Annotated in this window: 19 protein-coding genes, 1 tRNA gene and 1 rRNA gene; 19 read left to right on the top strand and 2 right to left on the bottom strand. The window is 40.8% G+C overall.

Annotated features, from left to right (window positions below; all coding sequences use genetic code 11):
• The first annotated feature begins 37 nt into the window (after positions 1-37).
• From AAFQ93_RS02500 to gap, 15 genes are all read left to right on the top strand, one after another.
• Positions 38-661, top strand: coding sequence for an HI_0552 family protein (locus AAFQ93_RS02500; RefSeq protein WP_375555508.1), 624 nt, complete (start codon positions 38-40; stop codon positions 659-661).
• 130 nt (positions 662-791) lie between these two features.
• Positions 792-2,249 carry a PTS ascorbate transporter subunit IIC gene (locus tag AAFQ93_RS02505; RefSeq protein WP_060956301.1) on the top strand — a complete coding sequence of 486 codons (1,458 nt, stop codon included), beginning with the start codon at positions 792-794 and terminating at the stop codon, positions 2,247-2,249.
• A gap of 22 nt (positions 2,250-2,271) precedes the next feature.
• The gene (locus tag AAFQ93_RS02510) at positions 2,272-2,553 is read left to right on the top strand and encodes a PTS sugar transporter subunit IIB (protein WP_000241466.1); all 282 of its coding nucleotides are present in this window, start codon (positions 2,272-2,274) and stop codon (positions 2,551-2,553) included.
• Positions 2,554-2,629: 76 nt separating this feature from the next.
• The gene (locus tag AAFQ93_RS02515) at positions 2,630-3,115 is read left to right on the top strand and encodes a PTS sugar transporter subunit IIA (protein WP_223140419.1); all 486 of its coding nucleotides are present in this window, start codon (positions 2,630-2,632) and stop codon (positions 3,113-3,115) included.
• A gap of 16 nt (positions 3,116-3,131) precedes the next feature.
• Positions 3,132-3,797 (top strand): 3-keto-L-gulonate-6-phosphate decarboxylase UlaD, encoded by a 666-nt coding sequence (locus tag AAFQ93_RS02520; RefSeq protein WP_061863926.1) that lies wholly within the window; start codon positions 3,132-3,134, stop codon positions 3,795-3,797.
• A gap of 3 nt (positions 3,798-3,800) precedes the next feature.
• Positions 3,801-4,664 carry an L-ribulose-5-phosphate 3-epimerase gene (locus AAFQ93_RS02525; protein ID WP_223140420.1) on the top strand — a complete coding sequence of 288 codons (864 nt, stop codon included), beginning with the start codon at positions 3,801-3,803 and terminating at the stop codon, positions 4,662-4,664.
• 1 nt (position 4,665) lies between these two features.
• A complete protein-coding gene (locus AAFQ93_RS02530; protein ID WP_075230987.1) occupies positions 4,666-5,373 on the top strand; it encodes an L-ribulose-5-phosphate 4-epimerase in 708 nt (235 codons plus the stop codon).
• A 166-nt stretch (positions 5,374-5,539) separates the two neighbouring features.
• Positions 5,540-7,213 carry a transcription antiterminator gene (locus tag AAFQ93_RS02535; RefSeq protein ID WP_223140421.1) on the top strand — a complete coding sequence of 558 codons (1,674 nt, stop codon included), beginning with the start codon at positions 5,540-5,542 and terminating at the stop codon, positions 7,211-7,213.
• Between the two features lie 116 nt (positions 7,214-7,329).
• Positions 7,330-8,421, top strand: a complete 1,092-nt coding sequence (gene ulaG, locus AAFQ93_RS02540) for an L-ascorbate 6-phosphate lactonase (protein ID WP_223140422.1) — start codon at positions 7,330-7,332, stop codon at positions 8,419-8,421.
• A 114-nt stretch (positions 8,422-8,535) separates the two neighbouring features.
• The gene (tkt, locus tag AAFQ93_RS02545) at positions 8,536-10,512 is read left to right on the top strand and encodes a transketolase (protein WP_223140423.1); all 1,977 of its coding nucleotides are present in this window, start codon (positions 8,536-8,538) and stop codon (positions 10,510-10,512) included.
• A 117-nt stretch (positions 10,513-10,629) separates the two neighbouring features.
• Positions 10,630-10,950 carry a preprotein translocase subunit YajC gene (gene yajC, locus AAFQ93_RS02550; protein ID WP_223140424.1) on the top strand — a complete coding sequence of 107 codons (321 nt, stop codon included), beginning with the start codon at positions 10,630-10,632 and terminating at the stop codon, positions 10,948-10,950.
• 48 nt (positions 10,951-10,998) lie between these two features.
• Positions 10,999-11,454 carry a low molecular weight protein-tyrosine-phosphatase gene (locus tag AAFQ93_RS02555; RefSeq protein ID WP_223141134.1) on the top strand — a complete coding sequence of 152 codons (456 nt, stop codon included), beginning with the start codon at positions 10,999-11,001 and terminating at the stop codon, positions 11,452-11,454.
• Positions 11,429-11,842, top strand: a complete 414-nt coding sequence (locus AAFQ93_RS02560) for an MORN repeat-containing protein (RefSeq protein ID WP_223140425.1) — start codon at positions 11,429-11,431, stop codon at positions 11,840-11,842. The genes AAFQ93_RS02555 and AAFQ93_RS02560 overlap by 26 nt, the downstream gene beginning before the upstream one ends.
• Positions 11,843-12,142: 300 nt before the next feature.
• A complete protein-coding gene (gene adhE / locus AAFQ93_RS02565; protein WP_375555768.1) occupies positions 12,143-14,794 on the top strand; it encodes a bifunctional acetaldehyde-CoA/alcohol dehydrogenase in 2,652 nt (883 codons plus the stop codon).
• A 268-nt stretch (positions 14,795-15,062) separates the two neighbouring features.
• Entirely contained in the window at positions 15,063-16,073 is a 1,011-nt protein-coding gene (gap, locus tag AAFQ93_RS02570) for a type I glyceraldehyde-3-phosphate dehydrogenase (protein WP_045762475.1), read from the top strand.
• Between the two features lie 80 nt (positions 16,074-16,153).
• Here gap and AAFQ93_RS02575 read toward each other — a convergent pair whose 3' ends face one another.
• Together AAFQ93_RS02575 and AAFQ93_RS02580 are read right to left on the bottom strand one after the other, a co-directional pair.
• Positions 16,154-17,410, bottom strand: a complete 1,257-nt coding sequence (locus AAFQ93_RS02575; RefSeq protein ID WP_045763715.1) for an ISL3 family transposase — start codon at positions 17,408-17,410, stop codon at positions 16,154-16,156.
• Positions 17,411-17,513: 103 nt separating this feature from the next.
• On the bottom strand, positions 17,514-18,389 hold the full coding sequence (locus AAFQ93_RS02580) for an RluA family pseudouridine synthase (RefSeq protein WP_375555509.1): 876 nt from the start codon (positions 18,387-18,389) through the stop codon (positions 17,514-17,516).
• Positions 18,390-18,477: 88 nt separating this feature from the next.
• Here AAFQ93_RS02580 and pbp2a point away from each other — a divergent pair, with 88 nt between their 5' ends.
• The 4 genes from pbp2a (at position 18,478) to AAFQ93_RS02600 (ending at position 23,270) form a co-directional block, all read left to right on the top strand.
• Positions 18,478-20,703 (top strand): penicillin-binding protein PBP2A, encoded by a 2,226-nt coding sequence (gene pbp2a, locus AAFQ93_RS02585; RefSeq protein WP_223140428.1) that lies wholly within the window; start codon positions 18,478-18,480, stop codon positions 20,701-20,703.
• A 171-nt stretch (positions 20,704-20,874) separates the two neighbouring features.
• Positions 20,875-21,339, top strand: coding sequence for a sigma-70 family RNA polymerase sigma factor (locus AAFQ93_RS02590; protein WP_223140429.1), 465 nt, complete (start codon positions 20,875-20,877; stop codon positions 21,337-21,339).
• A 72-nt stretch (positions 21,340-21,411) separates the two neighbouring features.
• Positions 21,412-21,483 (top strand) — tRNA-Glu (locus tag AAFQ93_RS02595).
• A 242-nt stretch (positions 21,484-21,725) separates the two neighbouring features.
• Positions 21,726-23,270, top strand: a 16S ribosomal RNA gene (locus AAFQ93_RS02600).
• The last annotated feature ends 14 nt before the right edge of the window (positions 23,271-23,284 follow it).

The following is a 23,284-nucleotide window of genomic DNA, read 5'->3' on the forward strand; positions in this document are numbered from 1 at the left end:
ATCCCTGATTTTTTGCTAGCTAAGGGAGATTGAGCCTATGTTGAATACAATGAGAGACTACCTTGCATACTCTGGCTTACAGTATCAAAAACCAGAGAAGGCAGGACAAGATGCTGAGAAAATGCTATATTTGAGGAGTAAGGGACAGGAAGCTAGAAAGGCTTTTACAGAACTGGCTAAAGCTTTTCAAGCAAGGCATCCAGAATGGATACTGCAAAGATCGAGTCAGTGGATGAATCAAGCCCAACGTTTGCGACCTCATTTCTGGGCCTATTTGCAGCGTGAGGGAAGAGTGACAGAACCTATGTTGGCCCTTCGTTTGTATGGAAGCCCTTCTGATTTTGGAGTTTCACTAGAAGTGAGTTTTATTGAACGTAAGAAGGATGAGCGAACTTTAGATAAACAGGCTAAGGCCCTAGAAGTTCCAGTGGTAGAAGGGATTTACTATCTAGTCTACTCAGATGGAGAAAGTCAAAAGATGGAGGCAACTGAGGAAAATCGCCAAATTTTAAGAGAAAAACTATTCCATCGGGAAGTCCGAAAGGTTTTAGTGAAGGCAGATGTTCCTGTGACAGAAAATTCATCTGAAGAAGAAATCGTAGAAGCACTACTGAAGTCTTATGATAAAATTCTTCCCTATTATCTAGCTACAAGAAAATAAGATAATCCGTAAAATATCATAAATCATACAGTCCAAGAGTGAACAGTCCGCTGTGTAATTCTTGGTCTTTTTGTTTCCGTTTTCACATTATATAATAAACTTACAAAAACAATTCAAAAGGAGAACAATTATGGAAGTCATTTCAAGTGTTCTAAATTGGTTTTCTAGCAATATTTTGCAGAATCCCGCATTTTTCGTAGGTTTATTGGTGTTGATAGGATATGCACTTTTGAAAAAACCTGCTCATGATGTTTTCTCAGGTTTCGTTAAAGCAACAGTAGGCTATATGTTGCTCAACGTGGGTGCTGGTGGTTTGGTTACAACTTTCCGTCCAATCTTGGCAGCCCTTAACTACAAATTCCAAATTGGTGCAGCGGTTATCGACCCTTACTTTGGCCTTGCTGCAGCAAACAACAAAATTGCAGCTGAGTTTCCAGATTTCGTCGGAACTGCAACTACAGCTCTATTGATCGGTTTTGGAGTAAATATCTTGCTTGTAGCTCTACGCAAGATTACGAAAGTAAGAACCCTCTTTATTACTGGTCACATCATGGTACAACAAGCTGCGACTGTATCTCTTATGGTTCTATTCTTAGTCCCACAATTGCGCAATGCTTATGGTACAGCAGCAATCGGTATCATCTGTGGCCTTTACTGGGCAGTTAGTTCAAATATGACTGTTGAGGCAACTCAACGTCTGACTGGTGGTGGCGGATTTGCGATTGGTCACCAACAACAATTTGCAATCTGGTTTGTAGATAAAGTGGCAGGACGCTTTGGTAAGAAAGAAGAAAGTCTAGACAATCTTAAATTACCTAAGTTCCTCTCAATCTTCCACGATACAGTTGTTGCATCTGCTACCTTGATGCTCGTATTCTTTGGAGCCATTCTGTTAATCTTGGGTCCAGACATTATGTCTAATAAAGAAGTCATCACTTCAGGAACTCTATTCAATCCTGCAAAACAAGATTTCTTTATGTACATTATCCAAACAGCCTTCACCTTCTCAGTTTACTTGTTCGTTTTGATGCAAGGTGTCCGCATGTTCGTATCTGAGTTGACAAATGCCTTCCAAGGTATTTCAAACAAATTGTTGCCAGGTTCATTCCCAGCAGTCGATGTTGCAGCATCTTATGGATTCGGTTCTCCAAACGCGGTCTTGTCTGGATTTGCCTTTGGTTTGATTGGTCAATTGATTACAATTGTCTTGCTCATCGTCTTTAAAAACCCTGTCCTTATTATTACAGGATTTGTACCAGTGTTCTTTGATAATGCAGCCATCGCGGTCTATGCTGATAAGCGTGGCGGATGGAAAGCAGCCGTTATCCTATCTTTCATCTCAGGTGTCCTACAAGTTGCTCTAGGAGCTCTCTGTGTAGCCCTTCTCGACTTAGCATCTTACGGTGGTTACCATGGAAATATCGACTTTGAATTCCCATGGCTTGGATTTGGCTATATCTTCAAATACCTTGGTATTGTTGGTTATGTACTTGTATGTCTCTTCTTGCTCGTTATTCCTCAACTTCAATTTGCAAAAGCAAAAGATAAAGAGAAATATTACAACGGTGAAGTTCAAGAAGAAGCTTAGTGTCTAGAAAAGGAGAAATAAAATGGTTAAAGTATTAGCAGCGTGCGGAAATGGAATGGGTTCATCTATGGTTATCAAGATGAAGGTTGAAAATGCCCTCCGTAAGCTTAATCAAACAGACTTTACAGTCAATTCATGCAGTGTTGGTGAAGCAAAAGGCTTAGCAGCAGGCTATGACATCGTAATCGCTTCTCTTCATTTGATCCAAGAATTGGAAGGTCGTACTAATGGGAAGTTAATTGGACTTGACAACTTGATGGATGATAAAGAAATCACTGAAAAACTCAGTCAAGCACTACAGTAAAAGGTTGGAGGGGGCTGGACAGAAACTGAGAGTTATCGTTTCTGTCCTTCTCCCTCTTTAAATAAAGGAGGCAGATATGAATTTAAAACAAGCTTTAATTGACAATGACTCAATCCGACTAGGCTTAGAGGCTAAAGATTGGAAGGAAGCAGTCAAGGTAGCAGTAGATCCCTTGATTGAAAGTGGGGCAATTTTGCCAGAGTATTACGATGCTATTATCGAATCAACTGAAGAGTATGGCCCTTACTATATCTTAATGCCAGGTATGGCTATGCCCCACGCTAGACCTGAAGCTGGAGTGCAAAGAGATGCCTTTTCATTGATTACCTTACAAAATCCTGTTGTATTTTCAGATGGGAAAGAGGTCTCTGTTTTGTTGGCACTAGCGGCAACAAGTTCAAAAATTCACACAAGTGTAGCCATTCCACAAATCATTGCCTTGTTTGAATTAGAAGATTCTATTGCACGTTTACAGGCTTGCCAGACTAAAGAAGATGTTTTGACGATGATCGAAGAATCTAAGGATAGCCCTTATCTCGAAGGATTGGATTTGGAAAGTTAGAAAGAGGAATAAAGAAATGACAAAAAGAATACCTAATTTACAAGTTGCATTAGACCATTCAGACTTGCAAGGAGCGATTAAAGCAGCAGTTTCTGTTGGTCACGAAGTAGATATTATCGAAGCTGGAACTGTTTGCTTGCTTCAAGTTGGAAGTGAACTGGTTGAAGTCTTGCGTAGCCTTTTCCCAGATAAGATTATTGTGGCAGACACAAAATGTGCCGATGCTGGTGGAACAGTTGCCAAAAATAATGCCGTTCGTGGAGCGGACTGGATGACTTGCATCTGTTGTGCAACCATCCCTACTATGGAAGCAGCTCTAAAGGCTATCAAGGCTGAACGTGGAGACCGAGGAGAAATCCAGATCGAGCTTTATGGTGATTGGACTTTTGAACAAGCTCAGCTTTGGCTAGATGCAGGTATCTCACAAGCAATCTATCACCAATCTCGTGATGCCCTTCTTGCTGGTGAAACTTGGGGTGAAAAAGACCTTAATAAGGTTAAAAAACTCATTGACATGGGCTTCCGTGTTTCTGTAACAGGTGGTCTAGATGTAGATACTCTCAAACTCTTTGAAGGCGTTGATGTCTTTACCTTTATCGCAGGTCGTGGAATTACAGAAGCTGCGGATCCAGCAGGAGCAGCGCGTGCCTTCAAGGATGAAATCAAACGAATTTGGGGGTAAACCATGGCACGTCCAATTGGAATTTATGAAAAGGCAACCCCGACACACTTTACTTGGCTGGAACGTTTGAATTTTGCCAAGGAGTTAGGTTTTAATTTTGTCGAGATGTCTATTGATGAACGTGACGAGCGTTTAGCCAGACTTGACTGGAGTAAGGACGAGCGCTTGGATATTGTCAAAGCGATCTATGAGACTGGAGTTCGTATTCCTTCTATCTGTTTTTCAGGTCATCGTCGTTATCCATTGGGATCAAATGATCCAGTTCTAGAGGAAAAATCTCTGGAACTCATGAAAAAATGTATCGAATTAGCTCAAGATTTGGGAGTTCGTACGATTCAATTAGCTGGTTACGATGTTTACTATGAGGAAAAGTCACCCCAGACACGCCAACGTTTTATCAAAAATTTGAGAAAAGCTTGTGACTGGGCTGAAGAAGCTCAGGTGGTACTTGCTATTGAAATTATGGATGATCCTTTCATCAATAGCATCGAAAAATACTTGGCTATAGAGAAAGAAATTGACTCTCCATACCTCTTTGTCTATCCAGATATTGGTAATGTATCTGCCTGGCATAATGATGTCTACAGTGAATTTTATCTCGGCCACCATGCTATTGCAGCTCTCCATCTCAAGGATACTTATGCAGTGACAGAAAGTTCAAAGGGCCAATTTCGAGATGTACCTTTTGGGCAAGGTTGTGTCAAATGGGAAGAAGCTTTCGATATTTTAAAGCAAACCAATTATAATGGTCCTTTCCTAATCGAAATGTGGTCTGAAAATTGTGAAACTGTAGAAGAGACACGCGCAGCCATTCAAGAGGCCCAAGCCTTTCTCTACCCACTTATTAAGAAAGCAGGTCTGATGTAAGATGAATCAAGTAATTAATGATATGCGTAAACGAGTCTGTGATGCCAATCAATCATTGCCAAAACATGGACTTGTTAAATTTACCTGGGGCAATGTATCGGAAGTCAATCGCGAACTCGGTGTCATTGTTATCAAACCATCAGGTGTAGATTATGACGAATTGACACCTGAAAATATGGTGGTAACTGACCTGGATGGCAAGGTTCTAGAAGGAGATCTAAGACCATCTTCGGACCTTCCGACTCATGTGCAGTTATATAAGGCTTGGCCAGAGATTGCTAGTGTGGTCCATACCCATTCGACTGAAGCCGTTGGTTGGGCTCAGGCAGGTCGTGATATTCCTTTCTACGGAACAACCCATGCAGACTACTTCTACGGTTCAATCCCTTGCGCTCGTAGTTTGACTAAGGATGAAGTAGAAGTAGCCTATGAAAAAGATACTGGCCTAGTTATCGTAGAAGAGTTTGAACGTCGTGGTCTCAACCCTGTTGAAGTACCAGGGATTGTCGTACGTAATCACGGTCCATTCACCTGGGGCAAAAACCCAGAGAATGCTGTCTATCACTCTGTTGTACTAGAGGAAGTATCTAAGATGAATCGCTTTACAGAGCAAATCAATCCAAGAGTTGAACCTGCTCCTCAGTACATCCTAGAAAAACACTACCAACGTAAACATGGACCAAATGCTTATTACGGTCAAAAGAAATAAGAAATTGAATTGAAAAGAGGCTAGGACATTTCGATCCAAGCCTCGCTTTTGTAGTTGTCAGTATCCACTGTTAGGAGTTTACAGCATATAATTGCAAAGTCTGTACGAATGTGATACCATTATAAAGTTGTTTTGGAAGCGATTGACAAATAGAGGAGTATGAATTATGGTTTTAGATAAGGCGAGCTGTGACTTGCTTCAATATTTGATGGATCAAGAAACGTCCAAAACGATTATGACGATTTCAAAAGATCTGGCTCAATCTCGAAGAAAAATCTACTATCACATTGATAAAATCAATGATGCTTTGGACGATGAGAATTTGCATATCATCAGTCTGCCTCGGATTGGTATTCACTTAACCGAGGAACAAAGAGAAGCTTGTCGTCAATTATTAGACGAAGTTGATTCTTATGATTACATCATGAGTGCCAACGAGCGGATGCAGCTGATGCTCCTTCTGATTGGTATTTCTAAAGAGAGAATCACGCTTGAAAAACTCATGGAATTAACAGAAGTCTCTCGAAATACGGTCCTAAATGATTTAAATACTATTCGTTACCAGCTGACATTAGAGCAGTATCAAGTAACGCTTCAAGTTAGTAAATCTCGCGGTTACTATCTAAATGCACATCCTCTTAATAAAATCCAGTATCTTCAATCCCTTCTCTATCATATCTTTATGGAGGAAAATCCAGCCTTTGTTGCTATTTTAGAGGAAAAAATCAAGGAACGATTAGACGGTGAGATGCTTCTTTCCGATGAGGTCAATCAATTTCTTAAAAAACAGGTTCCATTGGTTGAGCAGGATTTGGGGAAAAAAATAAACCATCATGAAGTCACTTTTATGTTACAGGTCCTCCCCTATCTTCTACTTGGATGTGATACCGTTACTCGTAATCAGGACAAACACCAAGAAATTGAGCAAGAGTTTTCATTGATTCGAAAGAGAATTGAATATCAGGTATCCAAAAAACTAGGAGAGCGCTTGTTTGAAACGTTTGGAATCTCATTTTCAGAATTAGATAGATCTCTGTTAGCCATTCTTTTGTTATCCTATCGAAAAGATCGAGACATCCATGCAGAAAGTAAAGATTTTCAGCATTTGAGAATGGCTTTAGAAGAGTTTATTTGGTATTTTGAATCCCAAACCAGAATGGAGATTGAACAGAAAGAAGACTTATTGAGGAATCTTGTGATTCATTGTAAGGCGCTATTATTCAGAAAGAACTATGGTATTTTTTCAAAAAATCCTTTGACACGTCAGATTCGTTCTAAGTATAGTGAACTTTTCGTAATTACAAAAAAATGTGCAGAAGTGTTAGAAGAAGCTTGGCAGATTCGATTGACGGATGATGAGATTGCCTATTTGACTATTCATGTTGGAGGTTTTTTAAAGTATACTCCATCGATTCAAAACAATACCAAGAAGATTTATATTGTGTGTGATGAAGGAGTGGGCGTCTCTAAACTTTTACTCAAACAGTGTCGCTTCTATCTTCCAAATGAACAGATAGGAGCAGTCTTTACAACTGAGCAGTTCAAAAGCGTAGAGGATATTACTCAGGTTGATTTACTAATCACAACCAACGATGAACTTGAGAGTCGTTTCCCGGTTTTAAAGGTAAATCCTATACTTGAGGCAGAAGATATTTTACGCATAACAGACTTTATGAAGAATAAGGTCCTCAGAAAAGACGGTCGAACCTTCAAGGAAAATCTATCAACCATTATCGGCACCTATATATCTGATAAACATGCAGCGACAAAATTACAAGAAGAAATTCAACTTTTAATCAACCAAGAATTAGTCATCCAAGCTTTTTTAGATGAATCATAAACATCACAGTCCAATGATGAACACAAACCTGTGTTTTTCTTGGTCTTTTTTAATATATCGGTCGGTGTTATACTAAGTATGAAATAAATACTTGAACAAAATATGGAGGATTTCAAATGCCAAACGTAAAAGAAATTACGAGAGAATCATGGATTTTAGCTACTTTCCCAGAGTGGGGAACATGGTTGAATGAAGAAATCGAAGAAGAAGTCGTGCCTGAAGGCAACTTCGCCATGTGGTGGCTAGGCAACTGTGGTACTTGGATTAAGACACCAGGTGGTGCTAACGTTGTCATGGACCTTTGGTCAAACCGTGGAAAATCAACCAAAAAAGTGAAAGATATGGTTCGTGGACACCAAATGGCAAATATGGCAGGTGTTCGTAAATTGCAACCAAACTTGCGTGTTCAGCCAATGGTTATTGATCCATTTGCAATTAACGAACTAGATTACTACTTGGTTTCACACTTCCACAGTGACCATATCGACCCATACACAGCTGCAGCAATTCTCAACAATCCTAAGTTAGATCATGTTAAGTTTATCGGTCCTTACCATTGTGGACAAATCTGGGAAGGCTGGGGTGTTCCAAAAGAACGCATCATCGTTGTGAAGCCAGGTGATACTATCGAACTAAAAGACATGAAGATTCATGCGGTAGAATCATTTGACCGTACTTGCTTGGTAACTCTACCAGTAAATGGAGCTGACGAAACAGGCGGCGAACTTGCTGGGTTGGCTGTTACAGATGAAGAAATGGCTCAAAAGGCTGTTAACTATGTCTTTGAAACACCAGGTGGAACCATCTATCATGGAGCTGATTCTCACTTCTCTAACTACTTTGCAAAACATGGTAAAGACTTCAAAATTGATGTTGCTTTGAATAACTATGGTGAAAACCCAGTAGGTATCCAAGATAAAATGACTTCTATCGACCTTCTTCGCATGGCAGAAAATCTACGTGCCAAAGTCATTATCCCAGTTCATTATGATATCTGGTCTAACTTCATGGCTTCTACCAATGAAATCCTAGAACTTTGGAAAATGAGAAAAGATCGCTTGCAATACGATTTCCATCCATTTATCTGGGAAGTTGGTGGTAAATACACTTATCCTCAAGACCAACACTTAATAGAATACCATCACCCACGTGGTTTTGATGACTGCTTCGAACAAGACTCAAATATCCAATTCAAAGCCTTGCTTTAATATAAAAATTTTTTCTGGAGGTTATCCGTATGTTGCACGATACGGATAATTTTCATATAATAGTACAAATAGAATATGTGATAGACCTATCACCTCAAAGAGAAAGGAAATTCTATGTCAAATCTATCTGTTAATGCGATTCGTTTTCTAGGTATTGACGCTATCAATAAAGCTAACTCAGGTCACCCAGGGGTGGTTATGGGAGCTGCACCGATGGCATACAGCCTATTCACTAAAGAACTTCGTATCAATCCAGCTCAACCAAACTGGATTAACCGCGACCGTTTTATTCTTTCAGCTGGTCATGGTTCAATGCTTCTTTATGCCCTTCTCCACCTTTCTGGTTTTGAAGATGTGAGTATGGATGAAGTGAAGAACTTCCGTCAATGGGGCTCTAAAACTCCAGGTCACCCAGAATTTGGTCATACAGCAGGGGTTGATGCAACAACAGGTCCTCTAGGACAAGGGATTGCGACTGCGACAGGTTTTGCACAAGCAGAACGTTTCCTTGCAGCTAAGTACAACCGTGAAGGTTATAACATCTTTGACCACTACACTTACGTTATCTGTGGAGATGGTGACTTGATGGAAGGTGTCTCAAGCGAAGCTGCTTCTTATGCAGGCTTGCAAAAGCTTGACAAGTTGGTTGTTCTTTATGATTCAAATGATATCAACTTGGATGGTGAGACAAAAGATTCATTCACAGAAAGTGTTCGCGATCGTTACAATGCCTACGGTTGGCATACAGCCTTGGTAGAAGATGGAACAGATTTAGAAGCTATTCATGCTGCTATTGAAGAAGCTAAGGCTTCAGGCAAACCATCTTTGATCGAAGTGAAAACTGTTATTGGTTATGGTTCTCCAAACAAACAAGGGACTAACGCTGTACACGGTGCTCCTCTTGGTGCAGACGAAACTGCTGCAACTCGCCAAGCCCTTGGTTGGGACTACGAACCATTTGAAATCCCAGCAGAAGTTTATGCTGATTTCAAAGAAAATGTTGCAGACCGTGGTGCATCAGCATACGAAGCATGGACAAAACTTGTCGCAGATTATAAAGAAGCTCACCCAGAACTTGCTGCAGAAGTGGAAGCAATCATCGAAGGGCGCGATCCAGTTGAATTGACTCCAGAAGACTTCCCAGCTTTAGAAAATGGCTTCTCTCAAGCAACTCGTAACTCAAGCCAGGATGCTTTGAATGTAGTAGCTGCTAAATTGCCAACCTTCCTCGGTGGATCAGCAGACCTTGCTCATTCAAATATGACTTACATCAAAACTGATGGACTTCAAGATGATGCAAATCGCTTAAATCGTAACATCCAATTTGGTGTTCGTGAATTTGCAATGGGTACTGTCTTGAACGGAATGGCTCTTCACGGTGGACTTCGTGTTTATGGTGGAACATTCTTCGTATTCTCAGACTATCTTAAGGCAGCAGTTCGATTGTCAGCTCTACAAGGTCTTCCTGTAACTTATGTCTTCACCCACGATTCAATCGCAGTCGGAGAAGATGGTCCAACTCACGAACCAATTGAGCACTTGGCAGGTCTTCGTGCGATTCCAAACCTCAATGTTTTCCGTCCAGCAGATGCGCGTGAAACTCAAGCAGCTTGGTATCAAGCAGTGAAGAGCGAGAAAACACCAACTGTTCTTGTCTTGACTCGTCAAAACTTGACTGTTGAAGAAGGAACAGACTTTGACAAGGTTGCGAAAGGTGCTTATGTTGTCTATGAAAATGCAACTGACTTTGACACTATTTTGATTGCGACTGGTTCAGAGGTTAATCTTGCTGTTGCAGCTGCTAAAGAATTGGCAAGTCAAGGTGGCAAAGTTCGCGTAGTCAGCATGCCATCTACAGATGTATTTGACGTACAAGATGCAGCCTACAAAGAAGAAATCTTACCAAATGCAGTTCGTCGCCGTGTGGCAGTTGAAATGGGAGCAACTCAAAACTGGTATAAATACGTTGGTCTTGATGGAGCAGTTCTTGGTATTGATACCTTTGGAGCATCTGCCCCAGCACCAAAAGTTTTAGCAGAATATGGATTTACAGTTGAAAACTTAGTAGAACTTGTAAACAACTTGAAATAAGAAAAATCAGGGCATTTGCTCTGGTTTTTTTATTGACCTAAAATCAAGGTGCAATCTTGTAAAAACAAGTGAAATTTGATATAGTAGTTTTATCTGAATTACAAAGGAGAAAAAATAATGGGTGGGAATTTAACATTCTTGATTATGCTTGTTTTGATGTTCGGCTTGATGTTCTTCATGCAACGTTCTCAAAAAAAACAAGCTGAAAAACGTATAGAGAGCCTCAACAAACTTCAAAAAGGCTACGAAGTAATCACTATCGGTGGTCTCTACGGTACAGTCGACGAAGTTGATACTGAAAACAAAACGATTGTACTTGATGTAGACGGAGTATACTTGACTTTCGAATTAGGTGCAATTAGAACAGTTTTGCCAGTCAAAGAAGCTGTCACACCTGAAGGTGCAGTTATCGAAGAAGGCAGTGCTATTGAAGAATAAAACGGGGTGGAATGCATTCCCGTTTTTCTATAAATGAGAGGAACAATGATGAAAAAAGTTGTCTTTGTCTGTCTTGGCAATATTTGTCGTAGTCCCATGGCGGAATTTGTAATGAAATCCCTGACCGATAAATATGAGATTCAAAGTCGTGCGACTTCTTCCTGGGAACATGGTAATCCAATCCACAAAGGAACGCAAGGAATCTTTCGAAGTCATGGTGTTCCTTATGATACTTCAAAAACTTCCCAACAAATTTCTAAAAAAGATTTTGAGTATTTTGACTATATCATTGGGATGGATGAGTCTAATCTCACTAATTTGCGTCAGATGTGTCCACAGGATCAACAATATAAGATACAGCCTTTTGCATCTGAAAGCGTTCCAGATCCCTGGTATACAGGTGATTTTGAAGAAACTTATGACCGAGTTTTAGCTGGTTGCCAGGCTTGGTTAAGTCGCTTAGAAAATGAGAGTGAACATGGAAAATTTAAAAAAACTCTATGAAAAATATAGCGTCTATTTAACACGTCCCCGTTTAGAAATTGCGACAGTGATCGTCATTGTTGTCTGTGCAGGTCTCGTATTTCTGACCAATCTTCCAAAACAGGGCGTTCTTAAGCTTGATAACGATGCTATTATTTATGACGGGAGCCTAGTTCGTGGTAAGATGAATGGTCAGGGCACTGTTACCTTCTCAAACGGTGATACCTATACTGGAGAATTTAGCAATGGTGCCTTCAATGGTAAAGGTACCTACCAAGCTAAAGCAGGTTGGGTATATGAGGGAGCCTTTGTAAATGGCCAAGCTGAAGGAAAAGGAAAACTGACTACCGAACAAGAAGTAGTCTATGAAGGGGACTTCAAACAAGGTTTATTTCAACAAGCACAATAACCTCCTCCTAGAAGGAGGTATTCTTCCAGAATGACAGAAAGCGCTTACATGGAAATTAAAACGGCTTACAAGACTGTTTTACAACTAAGTTTGTGAAAAATAAAACTTTTATGGAATAATTCACAAACTTTAAGTGAAAAAGTGCATGTGTGGGTATATTTGAAATTGTTTTCACAAACAAATAAAAAAAGTTTGTGAAATGTATATGAAACTGTTTACAAATGTTTAAAAAAGAGTTATAATGAACTTGTGAAAAAATTAACAAAGGACTTACAATCCTTGAAAGCTATGGAGGAAAATATGGCTGATAAAAAAACTGTAACACCAGAAGAAAAGAAACTCGCTGCTGAAAAGCATGTCGATGGTTTGGTGCAAAATGCTTTAGTTGCCCTTGAAGAAATGCGTAAACTCGACCAAGATCAAGTCGATTATATCGTAGCAAAAGCTTCAGTTGCAGCACTTGATGCTCACGGAGAATTGGCTTTACATGCCTTTGAAGAAACAGGACGTGGAGTATTTGAAGATAAAGCAACTAAAAACCTATTTGCTTGTGAGCACGTAGTAAACAACATGCGCCACACTAAAACAGTTGGTGTTATCGAAGAAGATGATGTAACAGGATTGACTCTTATCGCTGAACCAGTTGGTGTTGTTTGTGGTATCACTCCAACAACAAACCCTACTTCAACAGCAATCTTTAAAGCGTTGATTTCATTGAAGACTCGTAATCCTATTGTCTTTGCATTCCACCCATCAGCTCAAGAATCATCAGCTCACGCAGCTCAAATCGTTCGTGATGCAGCGATTAAAGCAGGTGCTCCTGAAAACTGTGTACAGTGGATTACTGAACCATCTATGGAAGCAACTAGTGCATTGATGAACCACGAAGGTGTTGCAACTATCCTTGCAACAGGTGGTAATGCCATGGTTAAAGCGGCATACTCATGTGGTAAACCAGCTCTTGGGGTAGGTGCCGGAAACGTTCCAGCTTATGTTGAAAAATCAGCTAACATCCGCCAAGCTACTCACGATATTGTAATGTCTAAATCATTTGACAATGGTATGGTCTGTGCATCTGAACAAGCGGTTATCATTGATAAAGAAATTTACGATGAATTTGTAGCAGAGTTCAAATCTTACCACACTTACTTTGTAAACAAAAAAGAAAAAGCTCTCCTTGAAGAGTTCTGCTTCGGTGTAAAAGCTAACAGCAAAAACTGTGCTGGTGCAAAATTGAACGCTGACATCGTTGGTAAACCAGCAACTTGGATTGCAGAACAAGCAGGATTTACTGTTCCAGAAGGAACAAACATTCTTGCTGCAGAATGTAAAGAAGTTGGTGAAAACGAGCCATTGACTCGTGAAAAATTGTCACCAGTTATCGCAGTTTTGAAAGCTGAAAGCCGTGAAGATGGTATTGCTAAAGCCCGTCAAATGGTTGAATTTAACGGTCTTGGACACTCAGCTGCCATCCATACTGCTGATGAAGAATTGACTAAAGAATTTGGTAAAGCTGTTAAAGCTATTCGTGTTATCTGTAACTCACCTTCTACTTTCGGTGGTATCGGGGACGTTTACAATGCCTTCTTGCCATCATTGACACTCGGATGTGGTTCTTACGGACGTAACTCAGTTGGGGATAACGTTAGCGCCATTAACCTCTTGAACATCAAAAAAGTCGGAAGACGGAGAAATAACATGCAATGGATGAAACTTCCTTCAAAAACATACTTTGAACGTGATTCAATTCAATATCTTCAAAAATGTCGTGACGTTGAGCGTGTCATGATCGTTACTGACCACGCTATGGTTGAGCTTGGTTTCCTTGATCGTATCATCGAACAACTTGACCTTCGTCGCAATAAGGTTGTTTACCAAATATTTGCTGATGTAGAACCAGATCCAGATATCACTACAGTTGAACGTGGTACTGAGATTATGCGCTCTTTCAAACCAGATACAATCATCGCTCTTGGTGGTGGATCACCAATGGATGCTGCTAAAGTAATGTGGCTCTTCTACGAACAACCAGAAGTGGACTTCCGTGACCTTGTACAAAAATTCATGGATATCCGTAAACGTGCCTTCAAATTCCCATTGCTTGGTAAGAAGACTAAATTCATCGCTATCCCAACTACATCTGGTACAGGATCTGAAGTAACTCCATTTGCCGTTATCTCTGATAAAGCAAACAACCGTAAATACCCAATCGCTGACTACTCATTGACACCAACTGTGGCAATCGTAGACCCTGCCTTGGTATTGACAGTTCCTGGATTTGTTGCTGCTGATACTGGTATGGACGTATTGACTCACGCGACTGAAGCTTACGTATCACAAATGGCTAGCGACTATACTGATGGACTTGCTCTTCAAGCAATCAAACTTGTATTCGAAAACCTTGAAAGCTCAGTTAAGAATGCAGACTTCCACTCACGTGAGAAAATGCATAACGCTTCAACAATCGCTGGTATGGCATTTGCCAATGCCTTCCTAGGTATTTCTCACTCAATGGCTCACAAGATTGGTGCACAATTCCACACAGTTCACGGACGTACAAATGCAATCTTGCTTCCATACGTTATCCGTTACAACGGTACTCGCCCAGCTAAGACAGCTACATGGCCTAAGTACAACTACTACCGTGCAGACGAGAAATATCAAGATATCGCTCGTATGCTTGGACTTCCAGCTTCTACACCAGAAGAAGGGGTGGAATCTTACGCAAAAGCTGTCTACGAACTTGGTGAGCGCGTAGGTATCCAAATGAACTTCAAAGCACAAGGTATTGACGAAAAAGAATGGAAAGAACATTCACGTGAATTGGCCTTCCTTGCTTATGAAGACCAATGTTCACCTGCTAACCCACGTCTTCCAATGGTTGACCATATGCAAGAAATCATCGAAGATGCTTACTATGGTTACAAAGAAAGACCAGGACGCCGTAAATAATTGATTATCAGCCAAAACCGAGGGTAAACCTCGGTTTTTTATGCTTAGAGAATATATTTTTTATTAAGAAATGCATAGAATTGGAGTAGGCTGCAAGGCTAAGTAAAGAAATGAAAATATCACCAAAGCTTATCAGAAAAACAAGGCCAGCGCTTGCAATTAAACTAAAATAGTTATATAATAGGTATGTTGAAAGGTGATTTGTAGTGATTCAAGTTACTCTTTTCACAATAAAATTTTCATGATTTTCATAAGGAGGAAATCACTAATGGTAGTTAAAGTTGGTATTAACGGTTTCGGACGTATCGGTCGTCTTGCTTTCCGCCGTATCCAAAACGTAGAAGGTGTTGAAGTTACTCGCATCAACGACCTTACAGATCCAGTTATGCTTGCACACTTGTTGAAATATGACACAACTCAAGGTCGTTTCGACGGAACTGTGGAAGTTAAAGAAGGTGGATTTGAAGTTAACGGTAAATTCGTTAAAGTTTCTGCTGAACGTGATCCAGAACAAATTGACTGGGCTAACGACGGTGTAGAAATCGTTCTTGAAGCAACTGGTTTCTTTGCTACTAAAGCAGCTGCTGAAAAACACTTGCACCCAGGTGGAGCTAAAAAAGTTGTTATCACTGCTCCTGGTGGATCAGATGTTAAAACAGTTGTATTTAACACTAACCACGACGTTCTTGACGGTACTGAAACAGTTATCTCAGGTGCTTCATGTACTACAAACTGCTTGGCTCCAATGGCTAAAGCTCTTCAAGATAACTTCGGTGTTGTTGAAGGATTGATGACTACTATCCACGCTTACACTGGTGACCAAATGATTCTTGACGGACCACACCGTAAAGGTGACCTCCGTCGTGCTCGCGCTGGTGCTGCTAACATCGTACCTAACTCAACTGGTGCTGCTAAAGCTATTGGTCTTGTAATCCCAGAATTGAACGGTAAACTTGACGGAGCTGCACAACGCGTTCCTACACCAACTGGTTCAGTAACTGAATTGGTAGTTGTTCTTGAAAAGAACGTTACTGTTGATGAAGTGAATGCAGCTATGAAAGCAGTAGCCAATGAATCATACGGTTACACTGAAGATCCAATCGTATCTTCAGATGTTGTAGGTATGTCTTACGGATCATTGTTTGACGCAACTCAAACTAAAGTTCTTGACGTTGACGGTAAACAATTGGTTAAAGTTGTTTCATGGTACGACAACGAAATGTCATACACTGCACAACTTGTACGTACTCTTGAATACTTCGCTAAAATCGCTAAATAATTCTTGAGTTGATAAAAGCAAGGCCAACTGGTCTTGCTTTTTTGGGGCTCTTTGTCAACTGTAGTGGGTTGAATAAAAAGCTAACATCTGGAGAGGACAACGATTGTCCTCTCCATTTTTATATTCAGAGCGATGAAAATTCGTTTCTTAAAGTTATCAAAGTTCCTAAAACCAAAAGCATTTCGTTTGATGAGTTTAATGAGATTATTGGTTGCTTCCAATTTGGCGTTGGAATAAGGTAATTGAAGGGCGTTGACAATCTTTTCTTTAACCTTGAGGAAGGTTTTCAAGACAGTCTGAAAAAGAGGATGAACCTGCTTTAGATTTTCCTCAATAAGTCCGAAAAATTTGTCAGGCTCTTTATTCTGAAAGTGAAAAAGCAAGAGCTGATAGAGATTATAGTGGTGTTTCAAGTCTTCGGAATAGCTCAAAAGCTTGTCTAGAATTTCTTTATTCGTTAAGTGCATGCGAAAAGTAGGGCGATAAAATCGTTTATCGCTGAGTTTACGACTATCTTGTTGGATTAGTTTCCAATAGCGCTTGATGGCCTTGTATTTATGAGATTTTCGATCAAATTGATTCATGATTTGGACACGAACCCGACTCATAGCTCGGCTAAGATGTTGAACAATGTGAAAACGATCTAGAACGATTTTAGCACATGGAAAAAGCTGTTTAGCTAAGGCATAGTAAGGACTAAACATATCCATAGTAATGATTTTCACTCGACATCGGACTGCTCTATCGTAGCGAAGAAAGTGATTGCGGATGATAGCTTGTGTTCTTCCCTCAAGAACAGTAATGATATTGAGCTGATCAAAATCTTGTGCGATAAAACTCATCTTTCCCTTGGTAAAGGCATACTCGTCCCAAGACATAATCTCTGGAAGACAAGAAAAATCATGCTTAAAGTGAAAGTCATTGAGCTTACGAATGACAGTTGAAGTTGAAATGGATAGCTGATGTGCAATATCAGTCATAGAAGTCTTTTCAATTAACTTTTGAGCAATCTTTTGGTTGATAATACGAGGAATTTGATGATTCTTCTTGACGAGAGAGGTTTCGGCGACCATCATTTTCGAGCAATGATAGCACTTGAATCGACGCTTTTTCAGAAGAATTCTGGTAGGCATACCAGTCGTTTCGAGGTAAGGAATCTTAGAATGTTTTTGAAAGTCATATTTCTTCATTTGACTTCCGCAATCAGGGCAAGATGGGGCGTCGTAGTCCAGTTTAGCGATGATTTCTTTGTAGGTATTCATATTGATGATGTCTAGAATCTGGATATTAGGGTCTTTGATATCGAGCAGTTTTGTGATAAAATGTAATTGTTCCATAGGATTCTTTCTAATGAGTTGTTTGATCGCTTTTCATTATAGGTCATATGGGACTTTTTTTGTATCTATTTTTTGTATCTATAAGAAAAAATGGATGAAAATGTCATCCATTTTGGTTTAATTCTCTTTCAAATGTGTCTGATAGCGCAGTAAAGCTTAATTGGTTTAAAGTCAGAGGGTGGACAAAGGATAGTTTAAATGCGTGTAACATTAGTCTCTTAGTTTTCGAATGTGGATTGTAGAGAGGATCTCCAAGGATTGGATGACCGTGGTGAGATAGATGAACTCGAATCTGATGAGTACGTCCTGTTTTTAATCTACAGCGGACCAGAGAGGTCTTGCTTTGAAATTGCTTCAATCGAGTTACATGAGTTTCAGCATATTGACCATTTTTGAAATCCACCACCCGTTTTCTACGGTCGTGACGATCGCGACCTATTTTATCTCGGAAGATAAGTTCTTTAGAAGCTACTTTTCCTTCAACCAGAGCCCAGTACTCGCGGGAAATCTCTTTTTTCTCCAATAATCGATTGAGGATGGGCAGTATAAATGGATTTTTAGCAAAGAGGATGAGACCGCTCGTTTCCTTGTCTAGCCGATGAACGACATAGCAAGTTTGACCTACATAGGCGCTGACATGATTGAGAAGTGCAATTTCTTCTGGTTGATTCCCGTGAGTTTTCATACCTTCTGGTTTGTTCACGATGATCAAATGTTGGTCTTGGTAGACTTCTTGGACAAGATTAGGATTTCCCCAAACAATTTCTTTTGTAGGATAATCCTCCTCGTCGAAAATCAGTTGACATTCATCTCCGGATTTGACAGTTTGATGCCAGTGGACTTCTTCTTGATTGATGAGAATGTGCTTTTTAATTCTCAAGAAATGCCGTATTTTTCTCGGAATGAGTAGTTGCTCCTCCAAGAAGACTTTGACAGTCATTTCAGGAAAAGAATCAGGGATAACAAAGGTAAATTTCATACAGATATTGTAACAAAAAATAGATTATTTGGATAGGGAAACTAGCTAAATTCTTGTCTTCCTATGTGGAAGATGATAAAATAAACGCATGAAATTAGATACATTATTTGAAAAGTTTCTTGCTTTATTTAAAAAAGAAGAATCTGAAATGGCAGAAATAGAAATCGATGAAGTTAATAATGAAGAAAATACCTCGACTAATTTAAGAAGGTCAAGAGATGGGCGAAAGAAAGCTGGGCAAGTCGGACCCATTCGAAAATTTTGGCGTCGCTATCATCTGACCAAAATCTTTCTAATTCTTGGACTAAGTGCAAGCTTGTTTGTTGGGGTTTATCTATTTGCCTTGGCTAAATCGACAAATGTTACAGACTTGCAGAATGCTTTGAAAACACGAACGGTGATTTTTGATAGAGAAGAGAATGAGGCTGGTGCCTTGTCAGGCCAAAAAGGAACCTACGTTGAGCTCTCGGAAATTAGTGAAGATTTGCAGAATGCTGTTATTGCGACAGAAGATAGAAGCTTCTATAAAAATAGTGGAATTAACTATGGTCGTTTTTTCCTAGCTATCCTAACAGCTGGTCGCTCGGGTGGTGGATCTACAATTACTCAACAGTTGGCGAAAAATGCTTATCTTTCACAAGATCAAACTGTGCAGAGAAAGGCCAAAGAATTCTTTCTTGCTTTAGAATTAACCAAAAAATACAGTAAAAAAGAAATTCTAACCATGTATTTGAACAATGCCTACTTCGGTAATGGAGTTTGGGGTGTTGAAGATGCTAGTAAAAAGTACTTTGGTGTTTCGGCATCGGAATTAACTCTTGATGAAGCCGCCACTTTAGCAGGTATGCTTAAAGGCCCAGAATTGTACAATCCTCTGAATTCTATTGAGCATTCAACTAATCGAAGAGATACTGTCTTGCAAAATATGGTGGCTGCCGGCTATCTTGATAAAAATAAGGAAGCAGAAGCATCAAGTGTTGATATGGCTTCTCAGTTGAAAGATAGTTATGAAGGGAAAATATCAGACTACCGTTATCCTTCCTATTTTGATGCAGTTGTTAATGAAGCTATTGAAAAGTATAATCTAACAGAGGAAGAAATCGTTAATAACGGTTATCGAATTTATACGGAGCTAGATCAAAATTACCAAGCAAATATGCAGGTTATCTACCAAAATACTTCTCTCTTTCCGACAGCTGAAGATGGAACACATGCAGAGTCTGGTAGTGTCGCATTAGAACCAAAAACAGGTGGAGTTCGAGGAGTTGTTGGTCGAGTGGCCGGGGATGATAAAGCAGGTTTCAGAAATTTTAACTATGCAACCCAATCCAAAAGAAGTCCAGGGTCTACTATTAAACCCTTGATAGTGTACACACCAGCGGTTGAGGCAGGCTGGTCTCTTAATAAGGAGTTGGATAATCATACCATGCAATATGGTGATTATAAAGTAGACAACTACGCAGGAATCAAGACATCACGAGAAGTACCCATGTATCAAGCTTTGGCTAAATCTCTAAATTTACCTGCAGTAGCTACTGTTAAAGAGCTTGGAATAGATAAAGCCTTTGAAGCTGGTGAAAAGTTTGGTCTCAACATGAGCGATGTAGATCGTGTGCTTGGAGTGGCTTTAGGTGGTGGCGTAGAAACTAACCCTCTTCAGATGGCCCAAGCATACGCAGTGTTTGCAAATGAAGGACTCATGCCGGATGCTCACTTTATCACTCGTATTGAAAATGCTAGTGGTCAAGTGATTGCTACTCATAAAAACACTCAAAAACGAGTAGTTGACAAATCGGTAGCTGATAAAATGACAAGTATGATGCTCGGAACCTTTACAAATGGTACGGGGATAAGTTCGTCTCCAGATGGTTATGTTATGGCTGGAAAAACCGGAACGACAGAGGCTGCCTTCAATCCAGAATATACGAGTGATCAATGGGTGATTGGCTATACACCTGATCTAGTCATTAGCCACTGGCTTGGTTTCCCTACTACTGATGAAAATCACTATTTAGCAGGTTCGACTTCGAATGGTGCTGCTCACATTTTTAGAAGTATGGCAGAAACAATTCTTCCTTATACACTAGGAAGTACTTTTACAGTTGAAAATGCTTATAAAATGAATGGCATTGCACCAGAAAACGCACCTAAACAAACTACAAGTGACACTAGTGCACAGTCTGATGATATACTATCAGATATTCGTGGACGGGCGCAAAATCTGGTCGATGAAGCAGGAAGAGCATTTTCGGATGCTAAAATTAAAGAAAAAGCTCAGACAGTTTGGGATACCATTGTAGATCTGTTTCGCTAATACGTTTATAAGCTAAAAGACAAGGATTCAAATCTTTGTCTTTTTTAATCTCACATGTCAGTATTCATGCTTCCTGATACACCTTGGACTTGAAAAAACACAAGATAGGAACGATGGCCCCTCTTTCCCCCTTTCTCTGCTAAACTAAAAGCAGAGAAAGGGGGAAAGCAAATGCTTGAGAAGTATTATGCAAAGGTAAAAGGAATTGTTCATAAATGTAGAAAAGACTACTATCTCCACCTGTGGGAGAAAGAGGATTGGGATCAAGAAGGCATGATCTGTCTCCATGAACTTCTAGAAAAGGATCCAGAACTAGTGGAAGAAGAAAAGAAACTCTACATCTACTTCAAAACAAAATTTCGCAATCGAATCCTTGATAGCGTCAGAAAACAAGAGAGTCAAAAGCGTCGCCTAGACCGGATGGCCTATGAAGAAGTAGGGGAGATTAGCCATCGCCTACCAGAAGGAGGATTGTGGTTGGATGATTACTACGCCCTTCATGAATTGTTGAATACTTATAGAAGAAAATTACCAGAAGATAAACAAGAAGCTTACGACCGCCTCTGGGCAGACGAACGATTTAAAGGCCGCAAAGCCCTTCTCAGAGAGCTGAAGGAAACATTACAAGACTTCTAAAAAAAATTAAAAAAAGGTGTTGACAAAGCAAAAAAAGTCGGTATAATAGTAAGAGTTGAAAATAACAACTCCGGTCCGTTGGTCAAGGGGTTAAGACACCGCCTTTTCACGGCGGTAACACGGGTTCGAATCCCGTACGGACTATAGTATGAAGCAGTTGGAACACTGAATGAAAAAAATTAAAAAAAGTTTCAAAAAAGTGTTGACAAGCGAAAGCGACTGTGATATACTAATATAGTTGTCACTTGAGAGAAACGAGTGACAAAGACCTTTGAAAACTGAACAAGACGAACCAATGTGCAGGGCACTACAACTAAGGTTGTAGTACTGAACAATGAAAAAAACAATAAATCTGTCAGTGACAGAAATGAGTGAGAACTCAAACTTTTAATGAGAGTTTGATCCTGGCTCAGGACGAACGCTGGCGGCGTGCCTAATACATGCAAGTAGAACGCTGAAGGAGGAGCTTGCTTCTCCGGATGAGTTGCGAACGGGTGAGTAACGCGTAGGTAACCTGCCTGGTAGCGGGGGATAACTATTGGAAACGATAGCTAATACCGCATAACAGTAGATATTGCATGATATCTGCTTGAAAGGTGCAATTGCATCACTACCAGATGGACCTGCGTTGTATTAGCTAGTTGGTGGGGTAACGGCTCACCAAGGCGACGATACATAGCCGACCTGAGAGGGTGATCGGCCACACTGGGACTGAGACACGGCCCAGACTCCTACGGGAGGCAGCAGTAGGGAATCTTCGGCAATGGACGGAAGTCTGACCGAGCAACGCCGCGTGAGTGAAGAAGGTTTTCGGATCGTAAAGCTCTGTTGTAAGAGAAGAACGAGTGTGAGAGTGGAAAGTTCACACTGTGACGGTATCTTACCAGAAAGGGACGGCTAACTACGTGCCAGCAGCCGCGGTAATACGTAGGTCCCGAGCGTTGTCCGGATTTATTGGGCGTAAAGCGAGCGCAGGCGGTTAGATAAGTCTGAAGTTAAAGGCTGTGGCTTAACCATAGTACGCTTTGGAAACTGTTTAACTTGAGTGCAAGAGGGAGAGTGGAATTCCATGTGTAGCGGTGAAATGCGTAGATATATGGAGGAACACCGGTGGCGAAAGCGGCTCTCTGGCTTGTAACTGACGCTGAGGCTCGAAAGCGTGGGGAGCAAACAGGATTAGATACCCTGGTAGTCCACGCCGTAAACGATGAGTGCTAGGTGTTAGACCCTTTCCGGGGTTTAGTGCCGCAGCTAACGCATTAAGCACTCCGCCTGGGGAGTACGACCGCAAGGTTGAAACTCAAAGGAATTGACGGGGCCCGCACAAGCGGTGGAGCATGTGGTTTAATTCGAAGCAACGCGAAGAACCTTACCAGGTCTTGACATCCCTCTGACCACTCTAGAGATAGAGTTTTCCTTCGGGACAGAGGTGACAGGTGGTGCATGGTTGTCGTCAGCTCGTGTCGTGAGATGTTGGGTTAAGTCCCGCAACGAGCGCAACCCCTATTGTTAGTTGCCATCATTCAGTTGGGCACTCTAGCGAGACTGCCGGTAATAAACCGGAGGAAGGTGGGGATGACGTCAAATCATCATGCCCCTTATGACCTGGGCTACACACGTGCTACAATGGCTGGTACAACGAGTCGCAAGTCGGTGACGGCAAGCTAATCTCTTAAAGCCAGTCTCAGTTCGGATTGTAGGCTGCAACTCGCCTACATGAAGTCGGAATCGCTAGTAATCGCGGATCAGCACGCCGCGGTGAATACGTTCCCGGGCCTTGTACACACCGCCCGTCACACCACGAGAGTTTGTAACACCCGAAGTCGGTGAGGTAACCTTTTAGGAGCCAGCCGCCTAAGGTGGGATAGATGATTGGGGTGAAGTCGTAACAAGGTAGCCGTATCGGAAGGTGCGGCTGGATCACCTCCTTTCTAAGGATAAGGAA

The sequence above is a fragment of the Streptococcus nidrosiense genome, from assembly GCF_042140045.1.
Lineage (GTDB): Bacteria > Bacillota > Bacilli > Lactobacillales > Streptococcaceae > Streptococcus > Streptococcus nidrosiense.